21 protein-coding genes are annotated in these 16,009 nt (G+C 70.7%); 9 read left to right on the forward strand and 12 right to left on the reverse strand.

Annotation, left to right across the window (positions count from 1 at the left end; translation table 11 throughout):
* Positions 1-10 precede the first annotated feature (10 nt).
* Positions 11-1,216 carry an FAD-dependent monooxygenase gene (locus LX88_RS41805; protein ID WP_258953289.1) on the reverse strand — a complete coding sequence of 402 codons (1,206 nt, stop codon included), beginning with the start codon at positions 1,214-1,216 and terminating at the stop codon, positions 11-13.
* 85 nt (positions 1,217-1,301) lie between these two features.
* Here LX88_RS41805 and LX88_RS41810 point away from each other — a divergent pair, with 85 nt between their 5' ends.
* From LX88_RS41810 to LX88_RS41820, 3 genes are all read left to right on the forward strand, one after another.
* Positions 1,302-1,835 carry a TetR/AcrR family transcriptional regulator gene (locus LX88_RS41810; RefSeq protein WP_258953290.1) on the forward strand — a complete coding sequence of 178 codons (534 nt, stop codon included), beginning with the start codon at positions 1,302-1,304 and terminating at the stop codon, positions 1,833-1,835.
* A gap of 61 nt (positions 1,836-1,896) precedes the next feature.
* A complete protein-coding gene (locus LX88_RS41815) occupies positions 1,897-2,346 on the forward strand; it encodes a hypothetical protein (protein WP_258953291.1) in 450 nt (149 codons plus the stop codon).
* 188 nt (positions 2,347-2,534) lie between these two features.
* Positions 2,535-3,299, forward strand: coding sequence for an alpha/beta fold hydrolase (locus LX88_RS41820; RefSeq protein ID WP_258953292.1), 765 nt, complete (start codon positions 2,535-2,537; stop codon positions 3,297-3,299).
* Positions 3,300-3,402: 103 nt separating this feature from the next.
* Here the strand turns inward: LX88_RS41820 and LX88_RS41825 are convergent, their stop codons facing one another.
* On the reverse strand, positions 3,403-4,191 hold the full coding sequence (locus tag LX88_RS41825; protein WP_258953293.1) for a pentapeptide repeat-containing protein: 789 nt from the start codon (positions 4,189-4,191) through the stop codon (positions 3,403-3,405).
* 6 nt (positions 4,192-4,197) lie between these two features.
* Positions 4,198-4,602, reverse strand: coding sequence for a winged helix-turn-helix domain-containing protein (locus tag LX88_RS41830; RefSeq protein WP_258953294.1), 405 nt, complete (start codon positions 4,600-4,602; stop codon positions 4,198-4,200).
* A 48-nt stretch (positions 4,603-4,650) separates the two neighbouring features.
* On the opposite strand from LX88_RS41830, the gene def reads away from it, so the two are divergent.
* Entirely contained in the window at positions 4,651-5,229 is a 579-nt protein-coding gene (gene def, locus LX88_RS41835; protein ID WP_258953295.1) for a peptide deformylase, read from the forward strand.
* Here def and LX88_RS41840 read toward each other — a convergent pair.
* On the reverse strand, positions 5,169-6,299 hold the full coding sequence (locus LX88_RS41840; protein WP_258953296.1) for a coiled-coil domain-containing protein: 1,131 nt from the start codon (positions 6,297-6,299) through the stop codon (positions 5,169-5,171). The genes def and LX88_RS41840 overlap by 61 nt on opposite strands.
* A gap of 183 nt (positions 6,300-6,482) precedes the next feature.
* Here LX88_RS41840 and pip point away from each other — a divergent pair, with 183 nt between their 5' ends.
* Complete coding sequence (gene pip, locus LX88_RS41845; protein ID WP_258953297.1) at positions 6,483-7,463, forward strand: prolyl aminopeptidase; 981 nt, start codon at positions 6,483-6,485, stop codon at positions 7,461-7,463.
* On the opposite strand, the gene LX88_RS41850 is transcribed toward pip, so the two are convergent.
* Entirely contained in the window at positions 7,448-8,719 is a 1,272-nt protein-coding gene (locus LX88_RS41850) for an ArgE/DapE family deacylase (protein ID WP_258953298.1), read from the reverse strand. The two genes, pip and LX88_RS41850, sit on opposite strands and share 16 nt — an antisense overlap.
* 122 nt (positions 8,720-8,841) lie before the next feature.
* Here LX88_RS41850 and LX88_RS41855 point away from each other — a divergent pair, with 122 nt between their 5' ends.
* On the forward strand, positions 8,842-9,279 hold the full coding sequence (locus LX88_RS41855; RefSeq protein ID WP_258953299.1) for an Lrp/AsnC family transcriptional regulator: 438 nt from the start codon (positions 8,842-8,844) through the stop codon (positions 9,277-9,279).
* Positions 9,280-9,288: 9 nt separating this feature from the next.
* Here LX88_RS41855 and LX88_RS41860 read toward each other — a convergent pair whose 3' ends face one another.
* Positions 9,289-9,780 carry a MarR family winged helix-turn-helix transcriptional regulator gene (locus LX88_RS41860; protein WP_258953300.1) on the reverse strand — a complete coding sequence of 164 codons (492 nt, stop codon included), beginning with the start codon at positions 9,778-9,780 and terminating at the stop codon, positions 9,289-9,291.
* A gap of 61 nt (positions 9,781-9,841) precedes the next feature.
* Here LX88_RS41860 and LX88_RS41865 point away from each other — a divergent pair, with 61 nt between their 5' ends.
* Positions 9,842-11,035 (forward strand): FAD-dependent oxidoreductase, encoded by a 1,194-nt coding sequence (locus LX88_RS41865; RefSeq protein WP_258953301.1) that lies wholly within the window; start codon positions 9,842-9,844, stop codon positions 11,033-11,035.
* A gap of 2 nt (positions 11,036-11,037) precedes the next feature.
* Here LX88_RS41865 and LX88_RS41870 read toward each other — a convergent pair whose 3' ends face one another.
* The 4 genes from LX88_RS41870 to LX88_RS41885 are packed head-to-tail and all read right to left on the reverse strand — an operon-like array spanning position 11,038 to position 13,693.
* On the reverse strand, positions 11,038-11,241 hold the full coding sequence (locus LX88_RS41870; protein ID WP_258953302.1) for a M15 family metallopeptidase: 204 nt from the start codon (positions 11,239-11,241) through the stop codon (positions 11,038-11,040).
* 25 nt (positions 11,242-11,266) lie between these two features.
* Positions 11,267-11,773 carry a M15 family metallopeptidase gene (locus tag LX88_RS41875; RefSeq protein WP_258953303.1) on the reverse strand — a complete coding sequence of 169 codons (507 nt, stop codon included), beginning with the start codon at positions 11,771-11,773 and terminating at the stop codon, positions 11,267-11,269.
* A gap of 5 nt (positions 11,774-11,778) precedes the next feature.
* Entirely contained in the window at positions 11,779-12,693 is a 915-nt protein-coding gene (locus LX88_RS41880; RefSeq protein ID WP_258953304.1) for a hypothetical protein, read from the reverse strand.
* A 28-nt stretch (positions 12,694-12,721) separates the two neighbouring features.
* The gene (locus LX88_RS41885; protein ID WP_258953305.1) at positions 12,722-13,693 is read right to left on the reverse strand and encodes a helix-turn-helix transcriptional regulator; all 972 of its coding nucleotides are present in this window, start codon (positions 13,691-13,693) and stop codon (positions 12,722-12,724) included.
* A gap of 62 nt (positions 13,694-13,755) precedes the next feature.
* Here LX88_RS41885 and LX88_RS41890 point away from each other — a divergent pair, with 62 nt between their 5' ends.
* The gene (locus tag LX88_RS41890; protein ID WP_258953306.1) at positions 13,756-14,154 is read left to right on the forward strand and encodes a VOC family protein; all 399 of its coding nucleotides are present in this window, start codon (positions 13,756-13,758) and stop codon (positions 14,152-14,154) included.
* Here the strand turns inward: LX88_RS41890 and LX88_RS41895 are convergent.
* A complete protein-coding gene (locus LX88_RS41895) occupies positions 14,105-14,671 on the reverse strand; it encodes a TetR/AcrR family transcriptional regulator (RefSeq protein WP_258953307.1) in 567 nt (188 codons plus the stop codon). The genes LX88_RS41890 and LX88_RS41895 overlap by 50 nt on opposite strands.
* A 67-nt stretch (positions 14,672-14,738) precedes the next feature.
* On the opposite strand from LX88_RS41895, the gene LX88_RS41900 reads away from it, so the two are divergent.
* Positions 14,739-15,233 carry an FBP domain-containing protein gene (locus LX88_RS41900; protein WP_258953308.1) on the forward strand — a complete coding sequence of 165 codons (495 nt, stop codon included), beginning with the start codon at positions 14,739-14,741 and terminating at the stop codon, positions 15,231-15,233.
* On the opposite strand, the gene LX88_RS41905 is transcribed toward LX88_RS41900, so the two are convergent.
* Complete coding sequence (locus LX88_RS41905) at positions 15,220-15,972, reverse strand: IclR family transcriptional regulator (protein ID WP_258953309.1); 753 nt, start codon at positions 15,970-15,972, stop codon at positions 15,220-15,222. The genes LX88_RS41900 and LX88_RS41905 overlap by 14 nt on opposite strands.
* Positions 15,973-16,009: the final 37 nt, after the last annotated feature.

The raw sequence follows: 16,009 nt of genomic DNA on the forward strand, positions 1-16,009 counted from the left end.
CGGCTGAGCGTCAGGGCGTCGCAGTCGCGGCGCCCTGACGCCCGTAGTCCTTCACGCGCATCGAGTCGTGCATCCGCACGCCCTTCGAGTTGAGCTTGGCCAGCGGCCGGATCAGCCACGACGGCAACGACGTCAGCAGCTGCGCGCCTCGCACGAGCGCTGACACACCCAGCCGTGTGGAGGGGATCAGCGTCTTGGCCGTGCCGAGCGCGAACGCCCTGCTGGCGTGCACGACCTCGCGCATCGCGTCCTCGTAGCGGGCGAACGCCGCCGGGTGGTCCGAGCCCGTGGACAGCTCGCCCGCCAGCACGTACGCGCCCAGCACCGCGAGGCTCGTGCTGCCGCCGATCGCCGGGCCGGGGCAGTAGGCCGCGTCCCCGACCAGCGCCACTCGCCCGCGTGACCACGTGTCCCCGCGCAGCTGGGTGATCGAGTCGAAGTAGAACGCCCCGTCGCCGTCCAGGTGCTCCAGCCACGAGTCGACCTCGTGGTGCAGCCCCGCGAACGCCTGCCGCAGCAGTTGCTTCTGCCGCGCCACGTCCCGGTGGTGGTACGAGAGCTCGGGTGAGCGGAACAGGAACACCGCCCGTGCGTCGTCCAGGTGCCGTGCGCCGTACGCCGCCGCGGTACGCCCCGGTCCGATGTGCCCGGCCATCTCGCCCGGCACACCCAAATTTTTCGGTACCGACAACACCGCCAGATACGCACCCACGAACGCCTTGCCGACCTCACCGAACACGAGCCGCCGCACGTTCGAATGCAGCCCGTCCGCACCGATGACCAGGTCGAAGCGCCGTGGCGCACCGGCCTCGAAGGTCACCTCGTCACCGATGGACGTGATCGAGTCGCCGAACACGTACTCGACGTCCGCGCGCGTGGCGTCGTAGTAGATCTCGCTCAGATCGTCGCGCATGACCTCGACGTGGCGGTCCGACGCGGCCGCGAACAACTTCGTCACGTCGGCACTGATCGGCTTGCGCGTGCCCTCACGCAGGTACGTCAGCCGCGTGGTGCCGGTCGCGAGCGCCTCGATGCGCGGCAGCACACCCATGCGTTCGGAGATGTCCATGGCCGGCTTGAACAGGTCGACCGCGTGCCCGCCGGTCTTGCGCAGCACCGGCGACCGTTCCACCACCGTCACCTCGTGCCCGTTGCGCACCAGCCAGTAGGCGAGCACCGGACCGGCGATGCTGGCCCCGGAGACGAGTATTCGCACGTCAGATTCCCTTACTTAACGGTCGGTAAGTCATGCTGCCGACAGTAGCACCGCGACTTACCGATCGTTAAGTAATATTCCGGCCGTGGCACGACAGAGCGACACCAAGCAGCGGATCATGCAGACCGCACGGGAACTGTTCGCACACCAGGGCGTGCAGCAGACCAGCCTGCAGGAGATCGCCGACCGCCTCGGCATCACCAAACCCGCGCTCTACTACCACTTCGCCTCACGCGAGGACCTCGTCCGCAGCATCGTCACCCCGCTGCTCGACGACGGCGAAGGGTTCCTCGCGCGCATGGAGCAACGCCACGACGTGTCACCGGTCGAGCTGATCGAGGGCTTCTTCGACTTCCACCACCGCCACCGCAAGGACATGATGCTGCTGCTCACCGAGCTGACCACGCTCGCCGAGCTCGGCCTGATCGACGTCGTGCTGTCCTGGCGCGCCCGCCTGACCCGGCTCGTGTTCGGCCCCGAGGCGACGCTGGAGCAGCAGGCCCGCGCCGTGCTGGCGTTCGGCGGCATGCAGGACTGCACCATGCAGTTCCCCGACACCCCCGTCGAGGAACTGCGCACGGCCACCGTCACGGCCGCGCGTGCTGCCCTGGGCCTCTAGGACCTCAAAAGCCGCCGTTCGGTCGCTGTCGTTCCGCCCTGGGAAGGACGAACATCACGCGGTGCCCCTCCGCCGTGCCTGGGTGCTGCCGCTGACACCGACCGCCGCCGTGCTCCTGATCGCGATCGCCCTCGTGCCGGTCACCGGCTCCCACGAAGCCTGGCTGCCCGCCGTTCCGATCACCGCCGCGCTGCTCGCCGCCGTGGTCGCGGCCGGCGCCGGCCGCGTGTCCGGTGAGTCCACCGCGCGTTCCTGGCCGATGGCCGTCGCCACCGGCGTGGTCACCGCCGCCGTGCCGTTCGTGGTCAGCGGCCTGCTGGGCCCTCCCGCGCCGGCCCTCGTCGTGCTGCCCTGGCTGGTGTTCGGCCTCGGCGCCGGGTACTGGCAGCTGCAGCTGTGCGAGGGAGCGCGATCACGCCCGCTGCACGCCGCCATAGGATTTGGCTACACCTTCGTGTTCACCGCCGTGACGCTGCTGCTCGCAGTGGTGTCCGCGCGGCTCGTCGACTAGTGGTGCGGCCTGGAAGGTTGCCGGGGGAATGCGCGGTCAGACGGGTGCATCGTGGTGCCCTGCTGGGCGTGGATTACCTCGCCAACCTTCCGGGTCACACCACTAGATGAGAACGGACTCTCGAAACCGCGCTCGGCCCGTCTGAGCGCGAGGTAGGGTCCTGAAACCGATTAACCGCCGGGAGAGACATGCGCGCCGTCGAGATCAGACCTGGGGTCCGGATCCGCTGGGTCGAAGTGCCGGGTGCCTCACCGGCACGCGTCTACCTGCACGGACTGGGCGCCTCGTCGGCTCCCTACTACGCCGAGGCCGTCGCGCACCCACTGCTGTCCGGGCGCCGCAGCCTCATGATGGACATGCTCGGCTTCGGCATCAGCGACCGGCCCGCCGGCTTCGCCTACTCGCTGGAAGGCCACGCGGACGCCCTCGCCGTGGCGCTCGCGAAGATCGGGCTGCGCCGCTGCGAGATCATCGGCCACAGCATGGGCGGCGCCGTCGCCATCGTGCTCGCCGCACGCCACCCCGAGATGGTGCGCTCACTCGTGCTCGTCGACCCCCACGTCGACCCCGCCGCACCCTCACTCGGCGCGCCCGGCAGCCGGGGCATCGCCGCCTACGGCGAGGCGGACTTCCTCAGCCACGGCTTCGACCGCGTGCTGCGCGACGTCGGCCCGCACTGGGCCGCCACCATGCGCATGGCCGGCCGCGAAGCCCTTTACCGCAGCGCCGTCGACCTCGTCCGCGGCACGTCACCGACGATGCGCAAGCTGTTGCTGGAACTGGAGATCCCGCGCGTCTTCCTGCACCCCGAGGACGCACCGCCCAGCGGCGGCCGCGAACTCGCCGCGTCCGGCGTGCAGCTCGTCTCCGTGCCGAACACCGGCCACAACATCATGATCGACAACGTCGAGGGCTTCGCACGCGCCGTCGCCCAGCAGCGCTTGTCGGTCTAGCCGAGCTCACGGGCGATCGCGCCGGCCAGCAGCTCGTCCAGAAGCACCGGCCCGACCGGCGACGAGCCCGGCGACCTTCGCGTCGCCGAGGCTCGCCGGCGCGTCACCGGCGCCTAGCGGGCTCCGCCGTCCAGTGCGAGGGTCGCGACAGCGCGGCGGGCAGCTTCGTCTTCGCGTTGCCCCGCGCGGCGTTGACCTGCGGCTGGGTCAGGAACAGGCACGTGCTCAGGTCCGCGCCCGACAGATCCGCACCCCGCAGGTCGGCGCCGATCATGTCCGCCCGCGACAGGTCGGAGTTCGTGAGGTCCGCGCCGATCAGGTACGCACCGCGGAAGTCGGCGCTGCTCAGGTTCTTGTTGCGCAGCCGTGCGCCGATCAGGTCGGCGCCCCGGTAGGACTTCGCGCTGGTCCGCAGCCTTTCGCTGGTGCGCAGCAGCAGGACGTTCACCTTCGCCCGCATCTCCGCGACGTCGAGCGCCAGGATGGTGTCGGGCGAGGCGACCGTGTGCTGCTCGACCTCGGCGAAGGTGTGCGCGAGGTCGTCGTGCGGGTCGAGACGCTGCGCCTCGGCGAGGTACCAGAGCAGTTCGTGCAGCTGCCGGACCACCGGGAACACCGCGAACATCTTCTGGCGCTCGGCGACGCGCCAGTCGACGCCGGCGAACACCGTCTGCGACACCCGCTGACCTGCGCCGAAGCAGTCGTAGACCGTGCAGCCGGCGTAGCCCTTCGGCCGCAGCTGGTCGTGGATGCCGCACCGGTGATCGGCCAGCAGGTTCCGGCACGGCGTGCCCGCGTCCTTGGTGGCCGCGAAGTCCGCGGACCTCGCGAACGGCAGCGCGACGCAGCACAACCCGAAACAGTTGGCGCAGTCGCCTTTCAGCTCGTCCATCGCGGCTCAGCCTACTGGGTCGCCGTTGAGCAACCGGACCTCCGCCGTCACGGCCACCGCGTCCGCCGGTCGCGTGCCCCGGTCGCGGTAGCGGAACAGCAACCGCCGGATCGACGCGCCGAGCTCCGCCATCTCGCCGGGTGTCACGTGGATGAGCGCGCTGAACGACTCGTCCGTCGCCGGTGCGTCGTCGGTCTCCCATCGCAGCTGCCACGGCCGGGCCTTGCCGCCTTGGTGCGGCGCCTCCTCGATCAGGCCCAGTTCGGCGAGTTTGCGCAGGTGGAACGAGCACAGGCCCGAGCTCTGCCCGAGCCGTGCGGCGGCCTGGGTGGAGGTGAGCGTGCCGTGCTCGGCCAGCAGGTCGAGCAACGCGATGCGCACGGGGTGGTCCGGAAGCGGCCGTCGAGACATGGACGGCACCCTACCGATAACTTTGCAAAGGCTGCTACTTTGCAAAGCATGTCCGATCGAGGCACACCGCGTCGCATCACCGTCGTCGGTGAAGAGGTCCTGACCCGCCGCTGCCGCGAGGCCACCGAGTTCGGCACGCCCGAACTCACCCGGCTCATCGACGACATGTTCGCCACCAACCACGTCGCCGAAGGTGCCGCCATCGCCGCGAACCAGGTCGGCGTCGACCTGCAGCTGTTCGTGTGGGACATGCGCGACGAGTGGGGCACCCGCCACACCGGCCACATCCTCAACCCCGTGCTCGACGAGCTGCCCGCCGAGCAGCGCACGCTCCTCGAGGAACCGGAGGGCTGCCTGTCGGTGCCGGGCCCGTACCGCGTGGTGGCCCGCCCCGACCGCGCCGTCGTGCACGGCCAGGACAGGGACGGCAACCCCATCGTCGTCGAGGGCAGGGGCTACTTCGCCCGCTGCCTGCAACACGAGACCGACCACCTGCACGGCCGGTGTTACCTCGACCGGCTCACCCAGCGCGAACGCAAGTCCGCGCTGCGCGAGATGGCCGCCTCTCAGGACGAGGTCTTCGCCCGCCGCGCCGCCCGGAGCTCCTCCGCCGCCTCGTCCAGCTGACGCTCGGCGCGCTCGGCCCTGGTCAACGTCTGGGCGCGCGCGTCCTCCACGACCGCAAGCGTCTGCCGCACCGCCGCCACCTGCTCCGCGCTCTCCTGCCTGACCTGCGCGAACCGCGTCTCGAACTCCGCGCGTGAACGCTCCAACTCGACGCGGGCGTCCGCGGCGGCCTGCTCAGCGCGTTCCGCCCGCACCACCGCCAGGTCACGAGCCTTCGCGGCACGACTGACGGTCTCCGCCGCCTCCACCCGCGCCTGCTCAGCGGCCTGCCGAGCGGCAACGGCTTCAGCCTCGGCCCGCTCGGCCACCGCCTGTGCCTCCGCGCGAGCACGGTCCACCTCGGCACGGGCCTGCGCGATCTCCGCCTGAGCTTCAAAGCGCGCCTGTTCGATCTCCTTGGCCGCCTGCCGCCGCGCCTGCTCGGCGTGCTTCACCGCGTCGGCCTTGACCTGCTCCGCCTCGGCCCGGATCTCCTCGATCAGGGCCGACGCCTGCCCCCTGACCTCGGCGATCTCCGCCTCGGCCTGCGCGGCGGCGTCACGTGCGGCCTGCCGGGCCTCGTCGCGTTCCGTCACGGCCGTGTCCACGGCGTCGTCGGCTTCCTCCGCCGCCCGCACCGCCTGCTCGGTGGTCTCCTCGGCGGCCTTGCGGGCCCGTTCGGCCTCGTGCCGGCGTTGTTCGGCGGTCGCCAGTTCCGACTGTGCCTCCGCGACCCGGCGCGCCGCCTCGGCTTCGGCGGCCTGGACCAGGCTCTCGGCGACGCTCGGGTCCGCCATCGCGTTCAGCTCGCCGACGGCCCGGCCGAGGGTCTGCGTCATCTGCTCCGACAGCACCCGGAAGCGGTCGAGGAGCTCTTCAGCCCTGATCTTGGCGGTACCGGAGACCCTGGGGAGATTCGTCACGGTGACGACCTCTAGGTTTTGCTCGGGGGTTTCCGCCAGCCGCTGCCGCTCCCTCCACGCCCGCCAGCGCGTGTGCTCGGGCAGGTCGCAGTACTCCGAGGGCCTGCCGGGCCCGCCACCTCGAAAAACAGGCCGCTCGCAGCCGGGGAAGTTACAGCTCGTCTCCACGGAAATATCGTAGCAGAATTACGTGTGCAATAACGTTAACCAACGCAACGCTACTCAATGGGGTGCCAAAATCCTGACCGCCGATAAGTGAACATTATCGGCGGTCAGGATCAGGAGGCTTGGAGTTCCGTTGGCGTGTGCAACCTGATCCGAGCCGAGCAGCCGGTACGCGATCATGGACGGATGACGAGCACACCCCACGACCGTCGCTATCCCCCGAGCGAGCCGTACGAGTCAGGCATGCTCGACGTAGGCGACGGCCATTCGCTGTACTGGGAGGTGCTGGGCAACCCGGACGGCAAGCCGGCCGTCGCGCTGCACGGCGGCCCCGGATCGGGGAGCTCGCCCAGGATGCGGACCCTGTTCGACCCGGACCGCTACCGCGTGGTCCTGTTCGACCAGCGCAACGCCGGGCGCAGCACCCCTCCGGCGACCGACCCGGTCGTCGACCTGTCGGCGAACACCACCCAGCACCTCATCGCCGACATCGAGGCGCTGCGAGTGCACCTGGGCATCGAGCGCTGGCTGGTCGAAGGCGGCTCCTGGGGCGTCACCCTCGCTCTCGCCTACGCGCAGGCACATCCGGAGCGGGTGACCGAGATGGTGCTCGCGGCCGTGACCGACGGCGACCGCCGCGACACCGACTGGATCACCCGCGACATGGGCCGCGTCTTCCCGCGCGAGTGGGACCGGTTCCGCGACGGCGTGCCCTCCGCCGAACGTGACGGCGACCTGGCAGCCGCCTACAGCCGGCTGCTGCACGACCCCGACCCCGAGGTCCGCGCCACGGCCGCGCACGAGTGGTGCCTGTGGGAGGACACGCACATGTCGCTGGCCCCCGACGCCGAGCCATTCCTGTCGGTCGCCGAACCGGCGTTCCAGCTGGCCTTCGCCCGCCTCGTGACGCACTACTGGTCTCACGGCTGCTTCCTCGAAGAAGGCCAAGTGCTGCGTGACATCGAGCGGCTGCACGGGATTCCCGCTGTGCTGATCCACGGGCGGTACGACGTCAGCTCCCCGCTCGGCACGGCCTGGGCGCTGCACCGGGCCTGGCCGGGAAGCGACCTGGTGGTCCTCGACGACACCGGGCACGGCGGCGGCAGCATGACCGCGGCGATCATCGCCGCCACCGACCGCTTCGCCCGCGGTCAGGCCGTCGGGTAGACCGTCCTCAGCGCGGCCAGCACGAGGGACTGGGTGACGGTGACGACCTCGCTGACGGACACCTGCTCCTGCGGACCGTGCGCGAGGCGCACGTCACCGGGCCCGTACTGCAGAGTCGGGATGCCGGCCCCCGCGTACAGCCGCAGGTCACTGCCGTACGGCGCGCCTTGCTCGGTAGGGCGCGCCTCACGGGTGATATCCGCGTGCGCGTCGGCGACCAGGGTCGCGAGTGGGTGCCCGCCCGGTAACCGGCCGCTGGCGAACTGACCGCCGGGCCACGTCACGACGGCGGGGTTGGCCCGCAGCCACGGGTCCGACGCGCAGGCCTCGGCCACGCACGCCTCGAGTTCGGCACGGGCCTGGGCAGGCTCCTCCCCCAGCGCCACGCCCAGTCGTCCCTCGGCCACCAGCAGATCCGGCACGCTGCTCGCCCAGTCACCGGCCTGCACCGTGCCGACCGACAGCGGGTACGCGACGGGGTAGGCGGACATCAGCGGATCGACGCCGGTGTTGCGACGCGCTTCCAGCCGGGCGAGAGCGGCGTGGATCGGCAGGTAGGCGTCGATGGCGCTGACCCCGGCGTACCGCGTGCTGCCGTGCGTGGCCTGGCCGGGGACCTCGATGCGGAAGGTGAGGGCACCGCCGTTGGCGATCATGAGCGCGCCGCCGGTCGGTTCGGTGATGATGCAGGCGTCACCGGTGTGGCCGCGCTGCAGCGTGCCGAACGCTCCGAGCCCGCCGTCCTCCTCGCTGACGACGAAGTGCACGGACACCTGGCCCCGCGGCGTCGTCTGAGTCGCGCGGATCGCGGCCAGCGCGGCGAGGATCGCCACCACACCGGCCTTCATGTCGCACGCTCCGCGGCCGTGCACGACATCTCCCTCGACGCGGGGGCGGAAGGGGTCACCCCGCCACTGCGCCGGGTCGCCGGGCGGGACGACGTCGACGTGTCCCTGCAGGATCAACGTCGGCCCGTCGCCGTGCGAGCGGGTGTTGCCCACCAGCCCCCACGCTTCCGTGCGCGGCGCCTCACCGCCGGGGAAGTCGTCGTGCGCACGGAGATCGGGCAGGTCCATCGACCAGAGGTCGACGTCCAGGTCCATCCGTTCCAGGTGCCCGGCCAGCACGTGCTGCAGTTCGGACTCCGCGGCGCTGCCCGTCACGCTCGGCACCGCGAGCAGGTCCAGCAGCAGCCGGCCGATCGCGGCCTCGTCCACCGCGGCCAGCGCCGCCGCCTCGACATCGTTGATGATCACGAGCCGGAGATTAGGTTCACCTGGCGGTGCAAACAATCGCCGAAACCGGCGTTTTGCAGCGGTTTCTTTGCAAAGATCGAGGTCGCATGGCAATTTTTTGCGGCAGGGCGGATCCTCTGGGCATGGACGACATCGACCAGGCGGTCATCCGGTGCGTGCTGCGCAACGCCCGTGCCACCTACGCCGAGATCGGCAAGGCGGCAGGGCTGTCGCCGTCCGCCGCGAAGAGACGCCTCGACCGCTTGGTCGCCACCGGTGCGATCCGCGGCTTCAGCGCGCTGGTGGATCCGCAGGCGCTGGCGTGGCACACCGAGGCGTTCGTCGAGATCTACTGCAAGGGCAATCCCACCCCGGCCCAGCTGAGCAAGGCGCTCGAGGACATTCCCGAGGTCATCGAGGCGTGCACCGTGTCCGGTGCCGCCGACGCGATGCTCTACATGCTCGCCAGAGACATCCCGCACTTGGAACAAGCCATCCAGCGCGTGCGTTCGACCGCTCCCGTGGACCGGACCGAGAGCGCGATCGTGCTGTCCCGGCTGCTGACCCGGCCCCGGCTGTAGCCCGGACCGTCAGCTGCTCCGGCTGAGACGCAGGACCGCCTCGTCGGCGGCCGAGGTCATCCTCGTCAGGAACGCCGCGACGGTGGCGAGCTCGGCCGGCGGCGTCGTGCGGAGGACGTGCGCGATCTCGGCACCGGCGAGACCGAGGAACTCGCGGGCACGGTCACGGGCGGCCGGTGTGGGCCGCAGGGTGACGCGACGGCGGTCGGCGCTTTCCCGCGTGCGGCAGAGGTGTCCGGCCGCTTCCAGCCGGTTGAGCAGGATGGTGGTCGCGCCCGTGGTCATGCCGATCTGCCGGGACAGCTGAGCCGGGGAGAGCGGAGCGTCCGCCTCGGCCGCCCAGATGATCTGGCCCAGTGCGTTGGCGTCGGCTCCCGGCAGTCGCATCCAGGCGGCGAGGTGCTGGTTGAGCTCGCCGAAGTCGACCGCCCAGTCGCGCAGGCGGTGCATCACCGCGATCTGCGCCGAGGTCCAGTCCGCGGTCAGCGGGTCGTCTGTCATGCAGGTGCCTTTGCGTCGAAGTAGCTTTGCAGCAAAGCTACCACTGACAGGGGAGTTCCCGATGGCTGAACGACACGCGGTGATCTCCGGTGCGAGCATCGCCGGCCTCTCGACCGCCTTCTGGCTGAGGCGCACGGGCTGGCGGGTGACCGTGCTGGAACGGGCCGAGGCGTTCCGCGACGGCGGGCAGAACGTCGACGTCCGCGGCGTCGCCCGCGAGGTGCTGGCCCGGATGGGACTGACCGAGGCCGTGAAGGCGCAGAACACCACGGAGACGGGCACGGTCTTCGTCGACGCGGAGGGCAGGGTGCTCGCCGAGCTGCCCTCAGACGGCCCGGACGGCGCCACCGCCGAGCTCGAGGTGCTGCGCGGTGACTTCGCCCGCACGATCCTGGAGCACCTGCCGGAAGGAGTCGAGATCACCTACGGCGACACCATCACCGACGTGGCCGACGACGCCGACTCGGTCACCGTCACCACCGCCTCGGGACGCGTGCTGCGCGCGGACCTGCTGGTCGTCGCGGAAGGAGTTCGCTCAGCCACCCGAGACCGGCTCTTCGGTGACCTCGTGGACCGCCGTGACCTGGGCATCGCCATGGTCTTCGGCACGATCCCCCGCACGGTCTCCGACGACAGCCGGTGGCGCTGGTACACCACCACTGGAGGACGGCAGGTCCACCTCCGGCCCGACAACCACGGCACCACCCGCGCCATGCTCGCCCACGCCCGATCCGAGGACCTGACCCGGCTCGACCGCGCGGACGCCCTGGCGCGGTTCCGGGAGCACTTCGCCGACGCGGGGTGGGAAGCCCGGCGCGTGCTCGACGGGTTCGACACCTCCACCGACGTCTACGTCGACCAGCTCACCCAGATCCGCATGCCCGTGTGGCACCGCGGGCGGGTGTGCCTCGCCGGTGACGCCGGCTGGTGCGTGACCCCGATGGGCGGGGGCGGCGCCTCACTCGCGCTCGTCAGCGGATACGTCCTGGCAGCGAGCCTGTCCACCACCGCGGACCGGTACGAGGAAGGGCTCGCGGCCTACGAGGAGTGGATGCGTCCGCTCGTCGACGACGTCCAGGGCTTCCCGCGCTGGCTCGTGCCGTTCGCCTACCCCCGCACCCGGCTCGGACTGGCCCTGCGCCGACTCGTGGACAAGGCCATCACCTCGTCCCTGCTGTCTCCCCTGACGGCGAAGCTCACCCAGGTCGCCGGCACGACCAGGGCTCTTCCGCCCATCGGGGCAGCACATTGCTGAGGTCAGCGCCCGACGGGGAAGTCGAAGTAAGTGTCCGGGAACGGCTCGTCGTTGAGCGTGAAGTGCCACCACTCCTCGGGCAGGTTGCGGAACCCTGCCCGCGCCATCGCCGCCTTGAGCAGCTGACGGTTCTCCCGCGCCTGACCCGTCACGCGCGGGTCGTCGGTGTGCGAGAGCGTGTCGAAGCAGTCGTAGCCCGTGGCCATGTCGACGGTGTTGTCGGGGAACCGGTCAGGCGCGTCGCGCGTTCACCAGCCGCTCCCCCGGCACGTACGGCCGCTGGTACCGCGGAGGCAGCTTCACGATCGTCAGGTCGAGCGTGGACCCGCGGCTGTGGCCGGACTTCTCCGCGATGTAGCCGTCCTCGAACAGCCGCGTCTTGTCGACCCGCGGGTAGAACTCGGCCTTCATCCGCTGGTCGGCGAGGTCACGGGCCCACCGGACGAAGTGGTCGACGGCGCGTTGCGGCCGGTAGCAGTCGTAGACCTTGAGCGTGTAGCCCTGCCGCAGCACCTCGCGCTGCACACCGCGCAACGCCTTCGCGGCCTGCCTGGTGAGGATGCACAGGGGCGCGCGGTAGCCGTCGACGCGGGTGCCGACGAAGTTGTGCGCGGTGTAGTAGCGGATGTCGTGCCGGATGGTCGGGTCGGAGTCGCGCAGGACGACGAACCCGTTGGTGGCGTGTGCGGGCACGGCGAACGACACGATCAGGAGTGCGGACAGCAGCAGGGCTCGCATGGAGTTCATCCAAGCAGTGCTGCGACCACCGTTGAAGTGTTGAGACCGGTCAACGGGATCTTCTGCAGCGACTCGGCGAGGTGGACCCGGCAACGCATGCGCACGTCCGTCCGGGGCAGCCGGTCGACGTGCCGGGCGTAGGCCTCGACGACCGGTGCGGCGGCCGGGTAGTCCCAGAGGTCCATGCCCATGCCCGAGCACCAGGTCATGACGCTCAGCAGCCGCCCGGTGTGGTCGACGACCTCCTCGTCGACGTCTTCGCAGGTCATGGCCGCGTGCAGGTGGGCGGCCGTGGCGACCTTGGCCGCGAAGTAGCCGTTGAGCGTGTCACCGTCGCAGGCGTGCCGGAGCAGCCACGGACGCGCGATGCCGCTTTTGCACAGGGCCTCGACGACGTAGACACGGCCCCACCCGGCCGTGCGGTCGCCGAGCCAGGTCAACGCCTCGGTTCCGTGACGGCGGCGCCGCAGCGCGCGGGCCGCCATCGGGCCGAAGTAGTTGGAGAGCAGACCGATGGTGCGGATCAGCGGAATGTCACGTTCGTCGTTGTCCGTCGCGAGCAGGGCCAGGCCGACGACGACCGCGCGCCGGTCGTGACCGTGCCGCACCAGGCGCCGGCCGGTGCGCCGGACTCGGTCGCTGTCCGCGCGCAACGCCGCCGCGGCGATGTGCTCGTTGTGGTGGATCGGGACGTCGAGGCCGGCCAACGTCTCCGCGAGTTCCTCGACCTGCATGGTCCTGGAGGCGAAGTACGCGTCGAGCGCGGCGGCGACGTCGATGCCCTCGGAGCGGTAGTCGTTCGAGCGGTGGGCGCCGCGATAGCGCTCGTCGTCCGGGTACGGCGACCCGTCCCGGGGAAGCGGGCTGTCGGGGAACTGTTCGTGCAGCGCGGCGGCGTGGTCGTACAGGGACCCTGTCACGCGCGGACCACGGACTCGATTCTGTCGATCATGGCGGCGAGGCTAGGTCGTCGCCGACACCGCGGGCAACCGATTTCAGGAGTCGCTCGGCGAGCGCCGCGACGAGACCGCGCAGCTCGTCCGGCCTCTCGACCACGAACGGCAGATCCAGCGACGCGAGCACACCGGGCAGCCAGTCGAGCCGTTCCACCCGCAGTTCGACGCGCGACCAGCCCTCGGGGAGAGGCTCCACCACCGCGACGCTCGCGGGAAGCCGGGTGCGGATCTGCCCGGCGGACCCCTGGATCCGCACCGTCACCTCGTACCGGTGCGGGGCGGTGGCGAGCCCGGTCAGGACCCGCTGCGCCGCATCGAGCTCACCGGGCGGCTCGAACGAGCCGGGCAGCGTCCTGGCCGAGGTGATGCGGTCCAGCCGGAACGTCCGGTCCTCGCCGATCGCGGGATCGGCACCGGTCACGTACCACCGGCCGGAGTGGGCGACGAGCCCGTACGGGTGCAGCGTGCGTTCACTGCGCCGGCCGTCTGCGGCGGTGTACCGGACGGCGACGGGCCGGTGGTGGGTCACCGCGTCGGCGAGCGCGAGCAGGACCGGGGCCTCCGGGGTGGCCGGCGAACCGGGCGGGCTGGTGAAGGCGAGCGAGCCGAGCACGGCGTCGAGCCTGCTGCCGAGCCGGGCGGGCAGCACCCGGCGGACCTTCGCCGCCGCGGTCTCGCTCGCGGTGCCCGTCATCAGGCCTGTGACCAGCCCGATCAGCACCGCCAGCGCCTCGTCGTCGCTGAGCATCAACGGCGGCATGCGGTAACCGGGAGCGAGCCGGTAGCCGCCGTACCGTCCGCGCACCGACTCGACCGGTATGTCGAGGTCGAGCAGGTGGTCGACGTACCGCCGCACGGTCCGTTCGTCGACTTCAAGCCGCGAGGCGAGCTCCGCCACCGTCCGAACGCCTCCGGATTGGAGGAGCTCCAACAAGGACAGCACGCGTGCGATCGGCCGGGGCATGGCCGGAATTCTCCCTCACATACCGGGCGGATTCTGTCCGGTATCGCTTCTACCGTGCGCTCATGGACTTCGTATCGATCCGCATCATCACCGCCGACGTCGCCCGCCTCACCGGCTTCTACGAACGCGCCACGGGAGTGGACGCGACCTGGGCGAACGAGGACTTCGCCGAGGTCAGGACCTCGACCGGCACCCTCGCGGTCGGCAGCACCCGCACCGTGGCGTTGTTCGCCGCCGGATCGGCCGAACCGGGTGTCAACCGCAGCGTCATCGTCGAGTTCGAGGTCGACGACGTGGAGGGCGTGCACGCGAAACTGGCCGGCGCCGAGGTCGTCCAGGAGCCCACCACGATGCCGTGGGGCAACCGCTCGTTGCTGGTCCGCGACCCCGACGGCAACCTGGTCAACTTCTTCAGGCGGGCCATGCCCGCAGCACCGAGTCCAGCGCGTCCAGGGCTCTGAGCCACGACGCCTCGACGCCGCGCGGATGGCTGTGGAACGCCCCGGAGCGTTCCAGCGAGACGAACCCGTGGAACGTGCTGTGCAGCAGCCGCACGGCGTCGGTCTGGTCGGGTTCCCACAGGTCATAGCCCCGCAGCAGCGCGCGCGTCATCTCGGAGTGCTTGCCGGCCGCGCTCTCGGCGGCCACGTCCGGGTCGAGCGCCATCTGCGTCGCCGAGTACCGGCCGGGGTGCTCGCGGGCGTAGGCGCGGTAGGCGTTGGCGAACGCGACCAGGGCGTCCCTGCCCGAACGGCCCGCGATCGACTCCGCCACCCGCTCCGCGAGTTCCGCGAGCGCGAGGACGGCCAGGCGCACGCGCAGGTCCTGCGCGTTGCGGATGTGCGAGTAGAGCGAGGCGTCCTTCACACCGAAGTGCCGGGCCAGCGCGGACACCGTCACGTTCTCGAAGCCGACCTCGTCCGCCAGGTCCGCCGCCGCCTGCGTGAGGCGGTCGGCCGTGAGCCCCGCACGTGCCATCCGTCACCCTTCCTAGGGTCCTTAATAATTTGCCTAGGACCTCTAGGTAACCCTAGCGTCCCTGGCCATGAAGCCGCTGACCGAACACGACATCCGCGCGTCCTTCGTCAATTCCACCAAGGGCGAGGCGAAGCGCATGCCCGTACCCAGGGATCTGGGCGAGCGGCCGTGGGACGACCTGGACTTCCTCGGCTGGACCGACCCGGCCGCGCCCGATCGCTCGTACCTGGTGGCCGAGCTGGACGGCAGGCTCGCCGGCATCGCGCTGCGGCGGGCGGCGCAGACCGGGCGGGTGCGCAAGACCATGTGCTCGTGGTGCCTGACCACGCATTCCGGAGACGGCGTGTCGCTGATGAGCGCGCGCAAGGCCGGCAAGTCGGGACAACTGGGCAACACGGTCGGCGTCTACATCTGCGCCGACCTGGCGTGTTCGCTGTACCTGCGAGGACGCAAGGACGCCGGGTTCGGTGGCCGGATGCACGAGTCGATCAGCCTGGAGGCCAAGATCGAGCGGACGATCGCGAACGTCGCCGCGTTCTTCGCCAGGGTCAGCTCGTCGTGAGCGTGCGGGTGATGTCCTCCGCCGCGGTGCGCAGCGGTCTGGTCAGCCGCTGAACGGCCAGGGTCGCGGTGTGCCCGGTGACGCCGAGCACGCCGACGAGGTTGCCCGCCCTGTCGCGCAGACCGACCGCCGCACAGCTGAAGCCGAGCCTGCTCTGCTCGTGCTCGGTCGCCATTCCACTGTCCCGGATGGCGTCGAACATCGCGGTCAGCTTGGGCCAGGACGTCACCGTGTGCTGGGTCAGCGCCGATAGCGGCCGGGCTCGTACACGGTCGGTGAGCGCGGGCTCCTCGGCCAGCACCAGTCGTCCGGCCGCGGTGGCCACCAACGCCGAGTGGCTCGTGTCCATCGGCCAGCCGTACCGGCTCACGGCGGCCGCGCGGTTGGCCCCGTAGGCCGTGTCCATCATCGTGAACGTCATGCCGCTGCAGGCGCCCACCCACGCGATTTCTCCGGTTCTGGCGAACAGTTCCTGAACGTACGGGATCGCCGCGTCGCGCAGGCCGAGTTGCGTGGTCGCGCGCATCCCCAGATTTATCATGTGCGGGCCCAGCAGGTAACCACCGCCGGCACCGCGGCGCAGCATTCGCCGCGCGCACAGGTCCTCGGCAATGCGCCGCACCGTGGCTTTGGGAATACCGGTGACACGGGTCAGCTCGGCCAGCGAAACCGTGCCCTCGCTCGCGGCGACCACGTCCAGCACCGCGACGACTCTGCCGGTGACCGTGCGATCGTCCATCCGCTCCCCAGGTTTTCGGCCAGGCGTGTCACTCAGT

It is taken from the genome of Lentzea californiensis, from assembly GCF_024648825.1.
Taxonomy (GTDB): Bacteria; Actinomycetota; Actinomycetes; order Mycobacteriales; family Pseudonocardiaceae; genus Lentzea; species Lentzea californiensis.